Here is an 18,682-nt window from a genome sequence, read left to right on the forward strand (position 1 = left end):
TAACACCTTCCAATTTTCAAAAATCAAAATCTCCAAAATCAGAGCCGGAGAGTATGTTACTCTGTTCTACTACCTCATATGTAATCTCTTCGTCCGCGTGATTTCTTAGTTCGATAATATAATCAAAATCATCTAGCGTGTACTCTGAATTTTGAACAAAAACGTCTGGATGTTCAATCACTTTCACGGCAGGCATGCGCATTATTTCACGAACAAGCTGCCAGTGGCGTTCACTTGCGCGTTTTGTTGAGACAATCCCATCCAAAATATATAAATTATTTTCATTGTACTCATCTTGAATTAGCTGATTTCGGATTGTTTGTTTTAAAAGAGTGGAAGAAACGAACAACCATCTTTTATTCGCACAAACACTTGCCGCAACAAGAGATTCTGTTTTGCCCACACGAGGCATCCCGCGAATTCCAATTAACTTATGGCCCTCCTGCTTAAACAATTCTGCCATAAAATCAACTAATAATCCAAGTTCATCCCTTACAAAGCGGAATGTTTTTTTATCATCCGCGTCTCTCTGGATATAACGTCCATGTCTGACGGCAAGACGATCACGCAGCTTTGGTTCTCTCAACTTAATTAATTTTATTGTATCCATTGTATTAAGAATTGACTCTAAACGTTTAATTTGATCATCATCTTTTGCTTTAATTAAAAGGCCGCGTCTGCCTTCATCCACACCATTAATTGTTACAATATTAATAGCAAGCATACCTAATAGTGATGAAATGTCGCCCAACAAACCGGGACGGTTTTTTTGAATCTCATATTCTAAATACCATTCTTTTTTCTCCACAATAAAAACCCCCTAAGTATAGGCGTGATTGATTCGACAAATTTTCACATTCCGATATCTAAACCTTATAATAAATGATTTTGAGTGAAGATGAAAGAAAAAACAAGGAGAATGACCTTAAATCTGGAGAAAATATAAACAAAGAAAAAAAGAGAGGACCTGCCTCTCTCTTAACGAGTACCATTATTTGAAATAAGTTTAACCATTATATTGGCAATAGCTTGTTGTTCTTGTTTGTCTGCAACAGACCATAAATCTGAAAGAACTCTTTGCTGCTCATTTTTTGGCTCTACCTGGCTTGCTAAATAATCTCCAATTTGAAATGCAAGGTTGGTGACAGCTCCCTCACTCATTCCCTCATTTTGCGCATGATGCAGACGATCAGCTAAAAAGTCTTCCCACTGTTTCCAGTTATCTAAAACAGACATATTAATACCCTCCTTTAGAATAGTACAAGGATATTTTGTGACTTTCCGAAGAGATTTATTCATCCTAGAAATTAATTTTTAAGTGTACCAGCCGCCGTTTATGGCAAGAATTTGTCCTGTTATATACGACGATTCTTCGGATAATAAAAAGGCGGTGCCTTTTGCGATTTCTTCCGGTAATCCAAGCCTTCCCATTGGGATTTCTTCATGGATTGATTCCAATTCTTCCTTAGTAAAACCCGTCATCATCGGCGTTGCTACGGCGCCCGGAGCAATCGCATTTACACGAATGCCACTCCGTGCTACTTCCTTACTTAAGGCTTTTACAAAGGCAATTTGTGCGCCCTTCGCAGTGGAATAGGCAACTTCACAGGCAGCTCCAGTTTGTCCCCAAATGGAAGTGATGACCACAATACTCCCTGACCCTTTACGATATAATTTCGGCAATAATTCTTTGGTCATCATTAAAGGATTAAGAACATGTATGTTCATAAGTGCTGCCGCCTCTTCCTGTGACAAATCCACTAGCAGTCCATAAAGACTGTTGCCGCCGCAATGAATCATGGCATCAAGTGAAAAAATTTGTGAACAAATGTGTTTGTATCCATTTGAGTCGGCCAGATCCGCGTGAATAGGCATATACTCCCCGCCATACAATTGCAACTTTTCCATTAAATCCGTTATCATTTTTTCATTTCGATTGTAATGTAAATATAAATGGTAGCCTTTTGCAGCTAATGTTAAAGCAATCGCTTGTCCGATTCCTCCACTTGCCCCCGTGATGAGTGCATATTTTTTCAAAAGCCTCACTCTTTCTATTTATAAAATAAAAAAGCGCCGTTTTACGACGCTTTCCTAAACTAATTTTTCTTCGGAATAACCTGACAAACCGAAAATCGCTCTTCAGAAACAATTTCAGATGCCAATTGCTGTACATCCTTTAAGGTTATCTTTTCAAGCGTAGGAACAACATCAAATAAATTCATATCATTAAATGCATACCGGGTAAATTGATTGGCAATATATTCAGGAGAGTTGACTGCACGTAAAAACGATCCTATTTTTTTCTTTTTCGTCCGCTCCAGTTGCTCTTCCGTAAAGATGCTGCCATTCTTTGCATCCAGCAGCATTTTTTCAAGTCTTTCAGCAAGTTGATCTGCATCCCTTGTATCCCCGCCGACCATCGCAAATCCAAACCCCTGCTCTTGGGTATAATCATAAGAAAACGAGTCATCAATCAGCCCCTCTTTATAGAGCTGATCAAAATTTTCCGAGCTCTTACCGAATAGCAAATCAAGCAAGATATTGGTCGTCAATTCATTTTTTAACAGGTCATCGCCTTTTTGATCCACATGAAGAGCTTTGATTCCTACTAAGCACTTAGGCGTTTGCACATTCATTTCAAGCACCTGTTTCTTTTCCGCAGCCTCAGTTGGTTCTTCGTCAAATTTCCGTTTGATTTCCGGCTGGTCTTTAAATGGTTTTTTCGCCTGGTTTGCTCTTACTTGGTCCATAATTGCGTTTGGATCAACCGGTCCGACAATAAACAATAACATATTGCTTGGATGGTAAAAAGTATTGTAGCATTCGTAAAGCCAATCTTTCGTAATATGGGAAATTGACTCAATTGTCCCGGCAATATCAATTTTAACCGGATGGTTTTGATATAAATTTTCAATTAAGCCAAAATAGAGACGCCAGTCGGGATTATCATCGTACATCGTAATTTCCTGTCCAATGATTCCTTTTTCCTTTTCCACTGTTTTTTCCGAAAAATAAGGTTCCTGTACAAAATCGATCAACGTTTCTAGATTTTTTTCTACATCAGATGTGCTGGAAAATAAATAAGCAGTCCTTGTAAACGAAGTAAAGGCATTGGCGGATGCACCTTGACGGCTAAATTGCTGAAAAACATCGCCATCTTCTTTTTCAAATAACTTATGCTCTAAAAAGTGGGCAATCCCATCAGGCACCTTAACATACTCATTTTTCCCAAGCGGAATAAAGCAATTATCAACAGAACCATATTTGGTCGTAAAGGTTGCATAGGTTTTATTAAAGCCCTTTTTCGGTAAAATATAGACTTGGAGTCCATTGTCCATTTGTTCATGAAAAAGTTCTTCTTGGAGCTGGTCAGACTTAAGTATCTCCATTATTGGCCCGCCTCCGTTCCTGTTAAGAAATAAATCGTATCAAGCTGAATTTTTTCTGAAACAGCCACGATTTGTTCCTTTGTTACTTTTTGCATTTCTTCAACCCAGGTACTTAAATGAATATCGGTATCAGCTACCACATTATGATATAAAACTTCAATTAGGCCTCTTGAGGTATCTATAGTCTCAAGCATTTGATTTTGAATCACAGCTTTCGTCTGGGTTAATTCTTCGTCCGTGAAATCACCCGTTTTCATCGCTTCCATTTGTTCATGGATAATTCCAACTGCTTGATCATAATTCTTTAAATCAATGCCCGAAACGACGATCATTAATCCTTTATGACTTTCCAAGCGACTTGCGGCGTAGTAGGCAAGGCTGGCTTTTTCCCTTACATTAATAAATAGTTTAGAATGAGAAAAACCACCGAAAATACCATTGAAGACTTGCAGGGCAAAATAATCGGGGTCCCCGTAGCGAACATTCGTGCGGTAGCCGATATTTAATTTCCCTTGCTTGACATCCTGCTTTTCTTTCACTTCATTCACTTGCTCAATCTTCTTTTGATTAGCTTCGTTCGTTTTTTTCGGTGTTCGCTTTTCAAATTTGAGCAATTCATCAGCTATTTTTTTAACCTCTTCCTCTTTCACATCACCAATTACATATAAATCTAATTCATCTTCAGAAAATGCTTTTTTATAAAATTCATATAAGGTCTCTGGTGTGATTTTATCAACATCGTCTAAGTTCCCGTTTACATCGAGAGCATACAGCTCCCCTTTGCACATTTCTTCAATCAAACGGACATTGGAGTATCTCATTTTATCATCATAAACAGATTGAATTCGCTGCTTTAATGTTCGTTTTTCTTTCTCAATTGTCTCGGAATCGAAAGCTTTGTCGGAAGCATTTGGTTTTGTTAATATTTCTGCCAATAACTCAAAACCCTTTTTCAATAAAGGACTTGGGTCACTTAGAAATTTTTCATTAGCTATTTCGATCGTAAAACTTATAACATGATTTTCACCTTTTTTTGATAAATCCACAAACAAGGTTGCCCCATACAATTCATCTAAATATGAACGAAGTGCTGTAGTAGATGGAAATTTTGCCGAACTGCTTTGTAAAACATGGGGAAGCAGCGCCCTATTTGTTACGTTCTCTTGTGATAATGGTGCTTTCATTTTCCATATAAATGTATTGGTTTTATATTTATCTGTTTCAATGACATGAAGCTTGTATCCTTGCATTTCTGTCATTTTTTCTGCAGCAGCATCCATTTTCATACCTCCTTCAAATTAAAAAAATCCCTTATCTAACCATATGTAAAAATTCATGCAGTTATTTTATCTTTTCCTTAGTTAAACATACGTATACTTTTACTATAATTTGCCACGTTGGTCCACACAAGTTTCAAACGTAGAAAACCCTTGGACTTTTGGTCCAAGGGTTTAAGAAATTTTAACGACTGCCTTTAATATAATGCACCCCATCTGCTTTTGGTGCTTCTGCCCGGCCGATAAAACCAGCTAGAGCTAAAATCGTTAATACATATGGAGCAATTAATAGGTATACATCCGGAATATTTTTTAAAAAAGGTAAACTTGAGCCGATAATACTGATACTTTGGGCAAAACCAAAGAATAGTGCCGCACCCATCGCACCCAGCGGATGCCATTTACCAAAAATCATTGCAGCAAGTGCCATAAAACCTTGACCACTGATCGTGGAATGGCTGAAGTTTGAAGAAATCGATTCAGCATAAACGCCGCCGCCAATTCCGCCCAGAGCACCGGAAATAATAACCCCTAAATAACGCATTTTGGTTACGTTAATCCCCATTGTATCTGCAGCCATTGGGTGTTCACCTACTGAACGAAGACGCAGTCCGAATGGAGTTTTATAAATAATATACCATGCGATAATTGCAACAATTATAGCTACAAATGAAGTCCAGTAGGTATTTTGGAAAAAGATTTTTCCGATAACAGGAATATCCTTTAAAATTGGAACGTCGATTTTACTAAAGCTTTGTTGGATAATGTCCGTTTCACCTTTATTGTAAATTAATTTAACAAGGAATAAGGTAAGCCCTGTTGCAAGCAAGTTGATGGCCACCCCGGAAACCGTATGGTCCGCACGGAATGTGATTGCCGCCACGGCATGGAGAATGGAAAAAATCGCTCCGGCTGCCATTGCTACTAATAACGATATCCAAGGAGTTGCAGCACCGAATGTACCGGCAAATGTTAAGTTGAAGACAACTGCTGCAAAAGCACCTATAACCATTAATCCTTCAAGTCCGATATTAACAACACCGGAACGTTCAGAGAATACACCGCCTAATGCAGTGAAGACAAGTGGAGCTGCCCATAATAAGGTGGAAGGTACTACAATCGTCAAAATCTCCATTAAGCTCACTTACTTCACCCCCTTCTTACTGAATCGGTCAAGAACTATTCTTATGATATAACTTGAAGCAACAAAGAATACAATCAAGGCAATAATGATATCCACTAATTCCTTTGGTACTCCTGCCTCAAGCGGCATGGATAATGCTCCAATTTTTAAAATACCGAATAAAAGGGCTGCGAAAAATACTCCAAGTGCAGTATTACCGCCCAATAATGCAACCGCAATTCCGTTAAAGCCTACTCCTGTAAACCCGCCTTGAACCGCCATATATCCGAAAGTACCAAGACCTTCCATTGCACCGGCTATTCCTGCGAAGCATCCGGAAATCACCATTGAAAGAATTATATTTTTATTTACACTCATCCCTGCATAATGTGCTGCATCTTGATTGAATCCTACGGCACGCAGCTCATAACCACGGGTTGTTTTTTCTAATAGGAACCACATAATAAAGCAGCAGATGATGGCAATAATGATCCCCCAGTGCATGGTTGAATGGGTAGTTAATTCTTGAAGCCATGGAGAACGTAATGACGCTGAGTCACGAACCATTCCGGTTTTAGATGACCCTTGATTTAATTTATTATTAATAATGTAGTTAACAGTATGCAAAGCAACATAGTTCATCATAATGGTAACAATTACTTCATGTACACGGAAACGTGCTTTTAACAGGCCTGGAATAAAGGCCCAAAGTCCACCGGCAACCATTGCTGCGATGATTGCTAACGGTAAATGAATGATTTTGGGTAAATCAAAAGATACCCCTACCCAAACGGCGGCAAGCCAGCCAACAATAAATTGACCTTCAACACCGATATTAAATAACCCAACTCTAAAGGCAAAGGCAACGGCAAGTCCTGCTAAAATATATGGTGTTACCTGCCTGATTACCTCTCCAATATAATAAATATCACCGAAAGCACCATCCCACAATGCTGCATAGGCGGCAACAGGGTCATAACCACTTGCTAACATGATGATGGTCCCAACAATTACCCCTAAAATAACAGCAATAAGGGGTGTTAAAATATTGCGTAAGCGTTTAGACATGTGTTCCTTCCCCCGCTTCTTTTCGATTCGAACCGGCCATCAGCAATCCCAGTTCTTGTTCCGTGGTTTCTTTTGGGTTTACCACTGCAACAATTTTACCCTCATAAATAACGGCAATCCGGTCACTGACATTCATAATTTCATCCAGTTCAAAAGATACAAGTAAAACTGCTTTACCATTATCTCGTTGCTCAATCAAACGTTTGTGAATAAACTCAATTGCCCCGACATCCAAACCGCGTGTAGGTTGTGCAGCAATCAGTAATTCCGGATTTCGGTCTACTTCACGGCCGATAATCGCTTTCTGCTGATTACCACCAGATAATGCACGTGCCAAAGCATATTCACTAGGAGTTCGAACATCGAATTCTGATATTAATTTTCTTGCTTTGTTATATATCTCTTTAAAATTTAATATTCCATTCTTTGAGTATGGTTTTTTATAATAGGTTTGCAGCACCATATTTTCAGCAATTGGATAGTTCAAAACTAGACCATGCTTATGTCTGTCTTGTGGAATATGACCGACCCCGGATTCAGTTACTTTTCTCGGTGAAAGTCCGAAAAGTTCTTTTCCATTTACTTTCACACTTCCGCTATCAGCCTTTCTTAACCCAGTAATGGCCTCGATGAATTCTGATTGGCCATTCCCGTCGACTCCGGCAATTCCAACAATCTCACCCGCACGAACTGTTAAGCTAAGTCCATTTACAACCGTTACACCGCGTGAGTCCTTCACTAGTAAATCCTTGACCTCTAGCACATCTTGTTTCGGATTTGGCGGTTTCTTTTCCGTTTTAAAAACAACCTCACGTCCAACCATTAAATTCGCCAGTTCATTTGGGTTGGTCTCACTGACATTAACTGTACCGATCCCTTTTCCTTTACGAATAACAGTACAGCGGTCAGCAACCTCCATAATTTCTTTCAATTTATGAGTAATGATAATGATGGATTTACCTTCTTTTATCAACGTTTTCATGATTTGAATAAGTTCATGAATTTCCTGAGGCGTTAAAACTGCGGTAGGTTCGTCAAAGATCAAAATTTCCGCCCCGCGGTAGAGTGTTTTTAAAATTTCTACACGCTGCTGCATCCCTACGCTGATATCCGAAATTTTAGCCTGTGGATCAACGGCTAACCCATAACGCTCTGAAATGTCACGAACCTCTTTTTCCGCTTTTTTTAGATCAATCCTTCCGGCGGTTGTGATTTCTTTTCCTAAAATGATATTTTCTGTTACCGTAAATTTATCAACAAGCATAAAATGCTGATGCACCATTCCAATTCCAAGGTCATTGGCAATGTTCGGATTTGATATTTTTACAGGTTTACCATGAACCCGAATCTCCCCTTGCTCTGGTTGATATAAACCAAAAAGGACGTTCATTAATGTAGTTTTCCCGGCTCCATTTTCCCCCAGTAACGCATGGATTTCTCCCTTTTTCAATTGAAGGGTAATGTTATCATTTGCAACAAAGCTGCCAAATTCCTTGCGGATATTAAGCATTTCAATAACATATTCCATCATATCTCACTTCCTTTTAAAAGGTTTTTGAAATTTTATACATAAGTAGTAAGAGGTCAGACCTTAATTTTTATTAAAAAAATGGGAATTCTTCCCTAGGTAAACCCTAACTGAAAAGTAGAATTAAAAATATAATTCTACTCTTCATTTAAGGTTCAAAAAAATAAGCGGGCCGGTAATTAAACCCGCATTTTATAGTAAAATGAATTATTTCTTGACTTTGAGAATTGTCCAGCTCCAGCGCCTAGCCCCTCGAGGTTGCTTCGGTCCCGCCGATGAAGTCAAAGAACGACTTCACCGTCAGGCCCTCCAGCACTTGTCGGGGCTGAACAAGGCGCTTCCGCTTTTCTTATTTATTTAGCTTTAAATGTCTTTAATTCTTTAAGTGTTCCAGGAACTTTTACAGCACCAGATTTAATCTTATCTGTCCAATCTTTTACTGCTTTTTCAATTGCAGCCTTGTTAGATGCCTTGCTGTTAATCGGCGCTAAGCCAACTCCATCCTCATGTAAGCCGTATACAGTTGTTTGGCCTCCAGGGAAGTTGCCTTCTTTCGCTTTTGTAGCAATATCTTTAACTGCAAGGTCAACACGTTTCATTGCAGATGTTAAGACAACATCCGGACCCATAAAGCTTTGGTCTTGGTCTACACCAATTGCCCAGATTTCCTTGCTTGGATCTTTCTTCTTAAGGTCAGAAGCTTCCTTGAATAGACCGTTACCTGTCGCACCAGCAGCATGGAATACTACGTCATCACCAGAAGAATACATTTTAGAAGCAATAGTTTGACCAAGTTCTGCTTTATCAAATGCACCTGAATACTGTACATCAACTTTTGCTTCAGGCTTAGCAGCTTTTACACCTGCTAAGAAGCCAGCCTCAAAACGTTCGATAACAGGGATTTTCATACCACCGATGAAACCGATTTTGTTTGTCTTTGTTTGCAGGGCTGCCGCAACACCAGCAAGGAATGCAGCTTCTTGCTCTTTAAATAGGACGCTGGCAACATTTGGTTCTTTTACTTCATCATCAATGATAGCAAAATTATTTTTAGGTTGTTGTTTAGCAATTTCATCCACAGCATTGTGCATGAGGAAACCAATTCCAAATACTAAATTAAAGCCTTGGCGTGCAAGTGTATTTAAGTTTGTTGAATAGTCAGCATCAGAAGTAGATTGAAGGTAATCGAATCCTTCTTTACCCTTTGTTAATCCATTTTCTTTACCATAATCTTGAAGACCTTGCCAAGCAGATTGGTTAAATGATTTGTCGTCAACACCGCCGACATCTGTAACCATTGCTACAGTAAAGGCTTTTTCTTTCTTGCCGCCATCTTTAGCAGTATCGTTTGTGTTGTCATTGCTTTTTCCACAAGCACCTAGAAGTGTTCCAGCAGCAAGAACGAGTGATAGCGCCATTCCAATTTTACGCTTTTTCAAGATATTGACCCCCTAAAGATTGTTGTTTTGATTAAGTAGAAATCGAAGAAAGCAGAAATGTTTCCGTTTTCATAATCGCCTAAAAAAAATTAAAATCTTTTCCGAAGCACACGAAAACTAAACTTATCTGCTTTAAAATAGTTTACCGAAAAAAGTATAGGTTCATCCGTTTCATCGAAATGCATTTGCTTTAAAACAAGCAAAGCAGTTTCAGGGTCACATTCTAGAATTGGGGAAATTTTCTCATGGTAACCAATTGGTTCAATCTGGGCAACTGCATATGTAATTTTGCGATTCGCCTCTTCTTCTAAAATCTTGAAGATTGACTCTTTCCCGTGAGAAAAAGTTTCGGGCAAAATATTTTCAGGTACCTTGTCAACACAATAGACAACCGGTTCCCCATTTGCAGTTCTGACCCGTTCCATGACAACCATTTCCTCATTTATAGAACATGAGAAACGGCGAATATCCTCCTCGGTAGGTCTTTGGGTAGATGAACTTAGGAATATCGTCCCCGGTTTCATCCCCGCTTGCTTAATCATGTCAGTGACACTATTAAGTTGTTCAATCCCAGAAGTAAACAATGGCTTCGAGTTTACGAAGGTTCCCACTCCGTGGCGCCTTATAATCACATTTTCCTCCTCGAGAATACGAAGCGCCTCTCGAAGAGTAGCCCTGCTTACACCTAGATGTTTTGCAAGATCAAATTCGGAAGGTAATTTTTCTTTTTCTTTATAAACACCTTCTTCAATATCTTGCTTTAACCGATCGATAACTTGTAAATACAAGTGCCGATTATCTGACCTAATAGACATGCAGGTTCCTCCAGCCTTTTCCTAAGACATCAGACATCTGATGTATAATCATTCCTACTAATCGAAAATAATATAACATTTTTTCGGTGATAAATAAATAGAAATTATTCATTTTGTCGAAAAAAGCCACAATTGATGAAATTTGTCGAAATTTCAAGTGTTTTGAACTTGCAAATATGATATAATTCCTCTTCCAAATATATCATATAGGACTTTTGCAATAAGGAGTTTCCCAATATTATATGTTTCTTTAGTGAAATTATAGAAAAAAAGAGCCAGAAGCTGGCTCTTTTTTTCATTTATTTAGGAACTAATCTCCTCATTTGGTTTACTTGTTAACAATACTACGCGCGGCTTACTACCTTCATATGGTCCAACGACACCGCGTGCTTCCATTTCATCAATGAGCCGGGCAGCTCTCGTGTATCCAATTCTAAATCTCCGCTGCAGCATCGAAACAGAGGCCGTTTGCATTTCAATAATTAAATTAACTGCTTCGTCATATAGGTCATCGTCCACTGCACCGGTGGTTTCGGGGAGATCGTCTGGAATCATTTCTTCTTGATATTGTGCTTTTTGTTGTCCAATAACAAAGTTTACTGTATCCTCAACCTCATCGTCGGAGAGAAAGGCTCCCTGAACCCTAATTGGCTTCGATTCCCCCACCGGGAGGAAAAGCATATCCCCTCTGCCCAGAAGTTTTTCCGCACCACCCATATCAAGGATCGTCCTAGAGTCGGTTGAACTTGAAACCGCAAAAGCTATTCTTGATGGAATATTTGCTTTAATAACCCCTGTAATGACATCAACAGATGGACGTTGTGTTGCAATAATTAAGTGAATCCCGGCTGCTCGAGCCATTTGCGCCAATCTTGTAATGGAGTCTTCAACATCTGAGGAGGCCACCATCATTAAATCTGCTAACTCATCAACAATAACCACTATATAAGGTAATAATGGCTGTTTTTCACCCGTTTCCAAATTGTGGCGTTTCATATGATCATTATAACCTTCTATATTCCTAGTTCCAGTATAGGAGAATAATTCATAGCGTCTTTCCATTTCACTAACAACCTTTTTTAATGCCTGAGATGCCTTTTTTGCATCAGTCACGACTGGTGCTAATAAATGGGGGATACCATTATAAACATTTAATTCAACCATTTTTGGATCAATCATCATTAATTTTACTTCATGCGGCTTTGCCCGCATTAAAATACTAGTAATAATTCCATTGATACAAACACTCTTTCCGCTTCCTGTAGCACCGGCAACCAGTAAGTGGGGCATTTTATTTAGTTCTGCAAGAACCGCTTCCCCTGTGATATCCCTGCCTAATCCTATTAACAGCTTGGCTTCAGGCTTATCATTTTGCGTTGCTTCAAGAACCTCTCTTAGTGAAACCATTGCTACTTCTGAATTAGGCACTTCGATGCCAATAGCTGATTTTCCGGGAATAGGTGCCTCTATCCGGATATCCTTTGCAGCTAGCGCTAGTGCTAAGTCGTCACTCAGGCTGACGATTTTACTAACCTTTACCCCGACGTCTGGGTGAACCTCATACTTGGTTACTGCCGGCCCTAAATGAACTTGAGTTACACGAGCTTTAACACCAAAACTTTGAAACGTCCGTTCAAGCTTGGCAGCATTTGCATGGATTAATTCATACTCACCACTTTGGTCTGTTTTCCGCGGCATCCGCAGCAATCTAAGAGGTGGCAGTTCATAAGCTGTATTTTCCACCTCGGTAAACGTAATCGGCGGACTTTGATCATCTTCTTCTACGGTTGGTACCATCGCATTTTCCTGCATTCCCTCTTGTTGTTCACTTACTGATGGTACGTCATCCTGATAGGCCCTGTCAGCAAAACTTGATATGATAGGTTCAGGCATTCTAATCTCTTCCGGCTCAGTCGGATCGACGTTTTCAGGCTGAACTCTAGAACGTCGATTTCCCCGTTGCTCCCGCTGCTGGTTCCTTCTTTCTACTTTCCGCTCTTCCTGTTTTTGTTTCCACTCAGCCATGTCTGCTTTAAACGCAATCCACTGACTTTTTCCAAAGGCAAAAATGGTCATGAGAACTTTTCCAATAAAGTCTCCAAATGATTTCCCCGTTATTAAAATAAAACCAATCAGAACAAAGATAAAAGCAACAATTTTGGTCCCGGTTTCCGCAAATAGAAAATGAAATAATGCAAATAACACGGCTCCAATCATCCCGCCGCCAAGATCGGTTGTACTGGTTTCCCCTTTTACCTCCATCATAAACAATTCCCAGGTGTTATTTATTACACTAGGATTTTTAAATCTACCACCGTTGGATAGTAAATGAAACAACGTAACATGGCTTAAAAGTAGAATCGATGAGATAATAAAATAAGAACCTACTAATTTAAGATTGAAAAAAAAGGGCACGGTTCTTTTCCACATTAAATATACACTCATCACCACTAATCCAATTAAACAGAGCATATACCATTCTCCCATCCAAAAACGGAAGAATAAGACTGAAGATTTCCCCACTGCCCCAAGCTTCGCCATTGAAATAATGGCTAAAGCTAATAACGCTAATGCTGTTAATTCATATTGAACAGTCTTTTTTAATTGACTGTCTCTTTTTTTGGCTTGCCTTCTCTTTTTTTTCGCCATTAAATCACCTGTAATCGTTTATATTAACTCTTCAACTATTCTGAAATAGCATTTTTAGGATAAAAAGGAAGAAAGCAGCCTGCTTGGCTGCTCTTGTCTTCTTGTCCTAATTATACCATAATGCCTGTTAGAATGCGGACAAACCTTCACTGTTCGAAAAAGAAATTTTTGCTCCCGGACAAAATCGATCGTCTAGGAAATGCTGAGGATCACTGCTTAGTACACGGATTACCTGAACATTTTGAGGATCCATCATATCCACTAATAGTGGAACCCCTTGATAGTTAATCAATTGCTGTTTCGAGAAAGCTTCTGTTTCGCTTGGAAAAATAAGTTCTTGCGGCATCATCGTATAAAGAATCATTGAATCAGCCCTTCTTTTTCTTCTTTTTGTAAATCAATCAACTCATTTAACTTTTTCATCGCAGCTCCAATTCCGCCAACTTCATCAATTAGACCATTTTTTACAGCATCGGCACCAATTACGTTTGTCCCAATATCCCGAGTCAGATTGCCCTTTGCAAACATTAGGTCTTTAAATGTATCCTCGGTAATTTTTGAATGCTTTGTAACAAAGTTCACGACCCGCTCTTGCATTTTATCTAAATATTCAAATGTTGCAGGAACACCAATGACTAGCCCTGTTAAGCGAATCGGATGGATGGTCATCGTTGCGGTTTCTACAATAAAGGAATAATCGCAGGAAACGGCAATAGGTACCCCTATAGAATGCCCCCCACCCAAAACAACAGAAACAGTCGGTTTTGAAATCGTTGCAAGCATTTCTGAAATGGCAAGACCTGCTTCCACGTCCCCGCCTACCGTATTCAAAATAATGAGCACTCCTTCAATTTTAGGATTCTGCTCAATGGCAACTAACTGCGGTATGAGATGTTCATACTTCGTTGTTTTATTCTGCGGCGGCAATGCTAAATGACCTTCTATTTGTCCGACAATCGTTAAACAGTGGATTCTCGAGTCAGATGATAATTGAGGAACATTTGTTTGACCAAGCTGTTGAATTTTTTCTATTAAATTGGAAGATGGTTTTTCCTCTTTTTGAGGCTCCCCTCCGTCTGGATTTTCGGATTCATTTCGAAAAATATTATTTAAAATATCCATCCCTAGACTCCCTTCACACATGATGACTTTAGTATTGACGTCTGCTTGAAATTCATGCCTTTTTTTCAAATAATAAAAGGCACTGGAATTTCCAGTGCCTTTAAAATTAAATTTCCATGATGATTGGTAAAATCATCGGTCTTCTTTTTGTTTTTTCAAATAAATAGCGGTTTAGTTCATCGCGGATGTCCTGCTTTAGGCTTGACCATTCGAAGGTTTCCTTTGCAATATTCCTTTCCACGATTTCACGAACCAATTTTGTCGAATCATCCATCAACTTTTCTGATTCACGAACATAAACAAACCCTCGTGAAATAATCTCAGGACCGGCTGCAATTTTTTTATCCTGTCTTGTTAAGGTAACAACCACAATCAATATGCCATCCTGGGATAAAAGTTTTCGATCCCGCAATACAATATTTCCAACATCACCGACACCAATCCCATCAATCAGAACATTCCCTGAAGGCACTTTACCGCTAAAACCAATTTTCCCATCTTTAATTTCAACAATTTCTCCACGCTCAGGGATTAGAATCTGTTCGTTCTTGAGGCCAATTTCCAGTGCCAATTTCCGATGTGCTTGAAGCAAGCGGTATTCTCCATGAACTGGTATGAAATACTTAGGCTTCATCAGGTTAATCATAAATTTTAATTCTTCTTGACTTCCATGGCTGGATACGTGAATAGTCCGTTTACCAGAAATGACATTTGCTCCAGCTCTAAACAGCATATCAACCGTTTTCGCTAAAAACACTTCGCTTCCCCTTAATGGTGAAGCAGCAATTAAAACGGTATCACCCGGTTGAATATTGACGAATTTAGCCGTTTGTTTCGCCATTTTCTGCAAGGCTTCAATCGGCTCACCTTGGTTTCCTGTCATTAAAATGACTACTTCATTGTCTTTATAGTCTTTTAATTCACTAATGGGGATGATTAAATCTTCTTCAACCTCTAAATAACCTAAATCAAGTGCAATATGATAAATTCGTTCGAGGCTTTTCCCAACGACCGCAACCTTTCTGCGGTTTTCTATTGCAGAATCAAAAATATGCTGAATCCTGTTAATATCAGATGCAAAACAAGCAGCAATAATCCTTCCAGGTGCATTATAAAATGCATTGGACATTTCTCTTACAACAATTGCCTCTGAGGTGGTATAGCCTGGCTTTTCAGCTTCTGTACTATCCGATAACAGACATAGTACTCCTTTTTCCCCAATCGCAGCCATTTTTCCAATTTCAGGCTTATAAAGCTTCGTTGCGGCCTGATCAAATTTAAAATCACCCGTATAGACGATAATACCTTCAGAAGTGTGAATACAAACGCCAACAGAATCCGGAATACTGTGATTCGTTTTAAAAAAACTGATATCTACAGAATTCATGTTTAAAATGGTATCGGAATCCACTTCAATAAACGTTGGTGTTCCGTTAAATTCTTGTTCCTTAAGTTTTGCGCTTGCAAGAGCTAATGTTAATTTCATGCCATAAACCGGAACATTTACCTGCCTTAATAAATAAGAGAGTGCACCAATATGATCTTCATGACCATGGGTAAGGAAAATAGCTTTTACTCTGTCTCTATTCTCTGTCAAATAGGTCATATCTGGGATTACGATATCGATACCGAGCATTTCTTCCTCGGGGAACATTAAGCCGGCATCAATGACAAATATATCCTTGTCCACTTCGACAAGGTACATATTTTTTCCGATTTCTCCGATACCACCAAGAGAAATTATCTTAATGGAATTATTTTTTTTGCTTGTGATCAATGTTTGAATCCTCCTACGTTATTTATGCCGACCGAAATCAGTTATGATTATTATACTTGAAACACGAAAATCATTACAACCATATTCTGCGATTTGAGGCAATCTACTCCATTAAACTAAAAAAATCCAACCGAAAATCGATTGGATTTTTTTAATTATTACTTTTTTAAGAGCGCCGTCAATCTGGTGCGTTCCTGTTCGGTTAATGGGACCAATGGAAGCCTTACTGAACCTACATCTAACCCATTAAGCTGTAACGCTGTTTTGACCGGACCAGGACTTGGTGCTGCAAATAGGCCTTGCATGATTGGCAGCAATTGCTGATGGAGATTCGCTGCTTTAGAATTCTCCCCATCAAAATAGGCCTTTATCATTTCTTGCATTTCATTTCCAATTATATGTGACGCAACCGAAATAATACCGGCACCGCCAATCGACAGAACTGGCAATGTTAAGCCATCATCACCACTGTATAATACAAAGTTTTCATCTGTATTAGCAATGATATGGGTCATTGCATTTAAATCACCGCTAGCTTCTTTTACTGCAACTATATTGGGAATTTTGGAAAGTCGAATAATTGTTTCTGGAAGTATATTGACCGAGGATCTCCCTGGAATATTGTAAACCATCACTGGTAGAGATGTTGCTTCAGCTACTGCTTGAAAATGCTGATATAATCCCTCTTGATTTGGTTTATTATAGTATGGTGCCACAACCATTATTGCATCAACGCCAAGTTCTTCTGCTTTTTTGGTGAGTTCAATGGATGCGTACGTATTATTGCTGCCAGTTCCGGCTATGACCGGAACTCTCTTGGCAGCAACTTTGACAACATGAGCAAATAAAGCAAGTTTTTCTTCCTTTGTCAATGTGGGAGATTCACCTGTTGTGCCAGCCACCACAAGTGAATCAGTTCCATTTTCAATCAAATAATTGACTAATTGAGTGGTCTTTGAAAAATCAACATGCCCCTTTTTATCAAAAGGAGTCACCATCGCCGTCGATACTCGACCAAAATGAACCATTTTCTAAGCTCCTTCCATTTGGTTGCCGGGTTAGAATGAGTCTTTTATATAGACTCCTTGCCTCATACAGTTTACACCTTACATTTCATTTCGATATACTTCAATTGCTTCTTCTTCCAATTGAAATGCATCATGCAGTGCATTGACTGATTTGACTAGGTCTTCTTGTTTGACGAGAACCCAAATGGTGGTATGGCTATCAGCTGACTGCAAAATTCGAATTCCATGATCAGACAACGAAGTAACGATTTTGGAAGTCACCCCAGGGACACCGGCAATTCCAGCACCCACAACGGAAACTTTTGCACAGTTGCGTTCAATTGCAGGTTCATGACCCAAATCCTGTAAAGTTTTGATCGCCTTATCCGTCATCTCATCCGTCACCGTATAAACAACACCGTTCGGAGAAATATTGATAAAATCAACACTAATATTTTCATTTGCCATTGCCTTAAAAACCTCGGCTTGCAAGTAGTATTGATCTTTTTTGGCAAAAACTTTAATTTGCGTTACATTGGAAACATGAGCGATTCCGGTTACAATTCGTTCCTTAATATCACTGCCGCGATTTTCTTTATTTAAGGTTGTTACGAGTGTCCCGAGACTTTCAGAATAATTTGAGCGGATTCGAATGGGAATTTTCGATTGCATCGCAATTTCTACCGCTCTTGGATGAATCACCTTTGCCCCCTGATAGGCCATATTACATACTTCGGTATAAGTAACAACTGAAAGCGGCCTTGCATTTTCTGCTATCCGGGGATCAGCGGTCATAACTCCTTCTACATCGGTAAAAATATCAATCCATTCCGCATTCAGGGCAGCACCTAATGCAGCTGCAGAAGTATCACTTCCACCTCTTCCAATCGTTGTGATATCCCCATTTTTTGCTGCTCCCTGAAACCCTGCCACGACAACCACATCAGCATGTTCCAATTCTCTTAAAATCCGGTCACATTTCATTTCTACGATTTTAGCATTTGTATGTTCGCTATTTGTACGAAACCCCGCCTGGGCGCCCGTTAATCCGACAGCTTTGATTCCTGACTCAAGCAACTTGTTTGTAAAAACAACACTCGAAATGACCTCACCGCAGGACATAAGCAAATCTAGTTCGCGTTTACTTATTTTACTGTTATTCCCGCCAATTAAGGAAAGAAGGGTATCCGTTGCATAAGGATCCCCGTTTCTTCCCATTGCTGAAACCACTACGACTACCTTATAACCGTCTTTTAACGCCTTTTCAATATGAACACTAGCATGTTTCCTGCCTTTTTCATCCCTGACAGATGTACCTCCAAATTTTTGCACGATAATTTTCATGTTGACATTCAAAACCTGCCTCTTTATGAAAACTTTATTTGTCTAGCTCCAGCGCCTAGGGGCTCGAGGTCATAAGTCAATCCGTCAAGAAGGTAAAAGGCAACCTTCTCGCCGGCCCGCCTTATGCTTGTCGCCCCTGGGCAA

At 39.3% G+C, this 18,682-nt stretch carries 16 protein-coding genes; all 16 read right to left on the reverse strand.

Annotation, left to right across the window (positions count from 1 at the left end; genetic code table 11):
* Positions 1–16 precede the first annotated feature (16 nt).
* The 16 genes from E2K98_RS00705 to dapG all read right to left on the reverse strand — a co-directional run bounded on the left by E2K98_RS00705 (position 17) and on the right by dapG (position 18,538).
* The gene (locus E2K98_RS00705; RefSeq protein ID WP_133332419.1) at positions 17–808 is read right to left on the reverse strand and encodes a DUF3388 domain-containing protein; all 792 of its coding nucleotides are present in this window, start codon (positions 806–808) and stop codon (positions 17–19) included.
* Between the two features lie 170 nt (positions 809–978).
* Entirely contained in the window at positions 979–1,236 is a 258-nt protein-coding gene (locus tag E2K98_RS00710) for a DUF3243 domain-containing protein (RefSeq protein ID WP_133332420.1), read from the reverse strand.
* 78 nt (positions 1,237–1,314) lie between these two features.
* Positions 1,315–2,037 (reverse strand): elongation factor P 5-aminopentanone reductase, encoded by a 723-nt coding sequence (gene ymfI / locus E2K98_RS00715; RefSeq protein ID WP_133332421.1) that lies wholly within the window; start codon positions 2,035–2,037, stop codon positions 1,315–1,317.
* A gap of 59 nt (positions 2,038–2,096) precedes the next feature.
* Positions 2,097–3,389 carry an EF-P 5-aminopentanol modification-associated protein YfmH gene (gene yfmH / locus E2K98_RS00720; RefSeq protein ID WP_133332422.1) on the reverse strand — a complete coding sequence of 431 codons (1,293 nt, stop codon included), beginning with the start codon at positions 3,387–3,389 and terminating at the stop codon, positions 2,097–2,099.
* On the reverse strand, positions 3,389–4,669 hold the full coding sequence (gene yfmF, locus E2K98_RS00725; protein ID WP_133332423.1) for an EF-P 5-aminopentanol modification-associated protein YfmF: 1,281 nt from the start codon (positions 4,667–4,669) through the stop codon (positions 3,389–3,391). Before yfmF ends, yfmH begins: the two co-directional genes overlap by 1 nt.
* A gap of 181 nt (positions 4,670–4,850) precedes the next feature.
* On the reverse strand, positions 4,851–5,810 hold the full coding sequence (locus E2K98_RS00730) for an ABC transporter permease (protein WP_026574910.1): 960 nt from the start codon (positions 5,808–5,810) through the stop codon (positions 4,851–4,853).
* On the reverse strand, positions 5,811–6,857 hold the full coding sequence (locus tag E2K98_RS00735; protein ID WP_133332424.1) for an ABC transporter permease: 1,047 nt from the start codon (positions 6,855–6,857) through the stop codon (positions 5,811–5,813).
* Positions 6,850–8,385, reverse strand: coding sequence for an ABC transporter ATP-binding protein (locus tag E2K98_RS00740; RefSeq protein WP_133332763.1), 1,536 nt, complete (start codon positions 8,383–8,385; stop codon positions 6,850–6,852). Before E2K98_RS00740 ends, E2K98_RS00735 begins: the two co-directional genes overlap by 8 nt.
* Before the next feature lie 353 nt (positions 8,386–8,738).
* A complete protein-coding gene (locus tag E2K98_RS00745) occupies positions 8,739–9,824 on the reverse strand; it encodes a BMP family lipoprotein (protein WP_133332425.1) in 1,086 nt (361 codons plus the stop codon).
* 89 nt (positions 9,825–9,913) lie between these two features.
* A complete protein-coding gene (locus E2K98_RS00750; protein ID WP_026574906.1) occupies positions 9,914–10,639 on the reverse strand; it encodes a GntR family transcriptional regulator in 726 nt (241 codons plus the stop codon).
* A 303-nt stretch (positions 10,640–10,942) separates the two neighbouring features.
* A complete protein-coding gene (locus E2K98_RS00755) occupies positions 10,943–13,288 on the reverse strand; it encodes an FtsK/SpoIIIE family DNA translocase (protein ID WP_133332426.1) in 2,346 nt (781 codons plus the stop codon).
* A 127-nt stretch (positions 13,289–13,415) separates the two neighbouring features.
* On the reverse strand, positions 13,416–13,652 hold the full coding sequence (locus E2K98_RS00760; RefSeq protein WP_133332427.1) for a YlzJ-like family protein: 237 nt from the start codon (positions 13,650–13,652) through the stop codon (positions 13,416–13,418).
* Positions 13,649–14,410, reverse strand: coding sequence for a ClpP family protease (locus tag E2K98_RS00765; RefSeq protein ID WP_035424180.1), 762 nt, complete (start codon positions 14,408–14,410; stop codon positions 13,649–13,651). The genes E2K98_RS00760 and E2K98_RS00765 overlap by 4 nt, the downstream gene beginning before the upstream one ends.
* Before the next feature lie 106 nt (positions 14,411–14,516).
* Positions 14,517–16,184 (reverse strand): ribonuclease J, encoded by a 1,668-nt coding sequence (locus E2K98_RS00770; RefSeq protein WP_133332764.1) that lies wholly within the window; start codon positions 16,182–16,184, stop codon positions 14,517–14,519.
* Between the two features lie 161 nt (positions 16,185–16,345).
* Positions 16,346–17,215 carry a 4-hydroxy-tetrahydrodipicolinate synthase gene (dapA, locus tag E2K98_RS00775; RefSeq protein ID WP_133332428.1) on the reverse strand — a complete coding sequence of 290 codons (870 nt, stop codon included), beginning with the start codon at positions 17,213–17,215 and terminating at the stop codon, positions 16,346–16,348.
* A 78-nt stretch (positions 17,216–17,293) separates the two neighbouring features.
* Positions 17,294–18,538, reverse strand: coding sequence for an aspartate kinase (dapG, locus tag E2K98_RS00780; RefSeq protein WP_133332765.1), 1,245 nt, complete (start codon positions 18,536–18,538; stop codon positions 17,294–17,296).
* Positions 18,539–18,682: the final 144 nt, after the last annotated feature.

The sequence above is a fragment of the Bacillus salipaludis genome, from assembly GCF_004358205.1.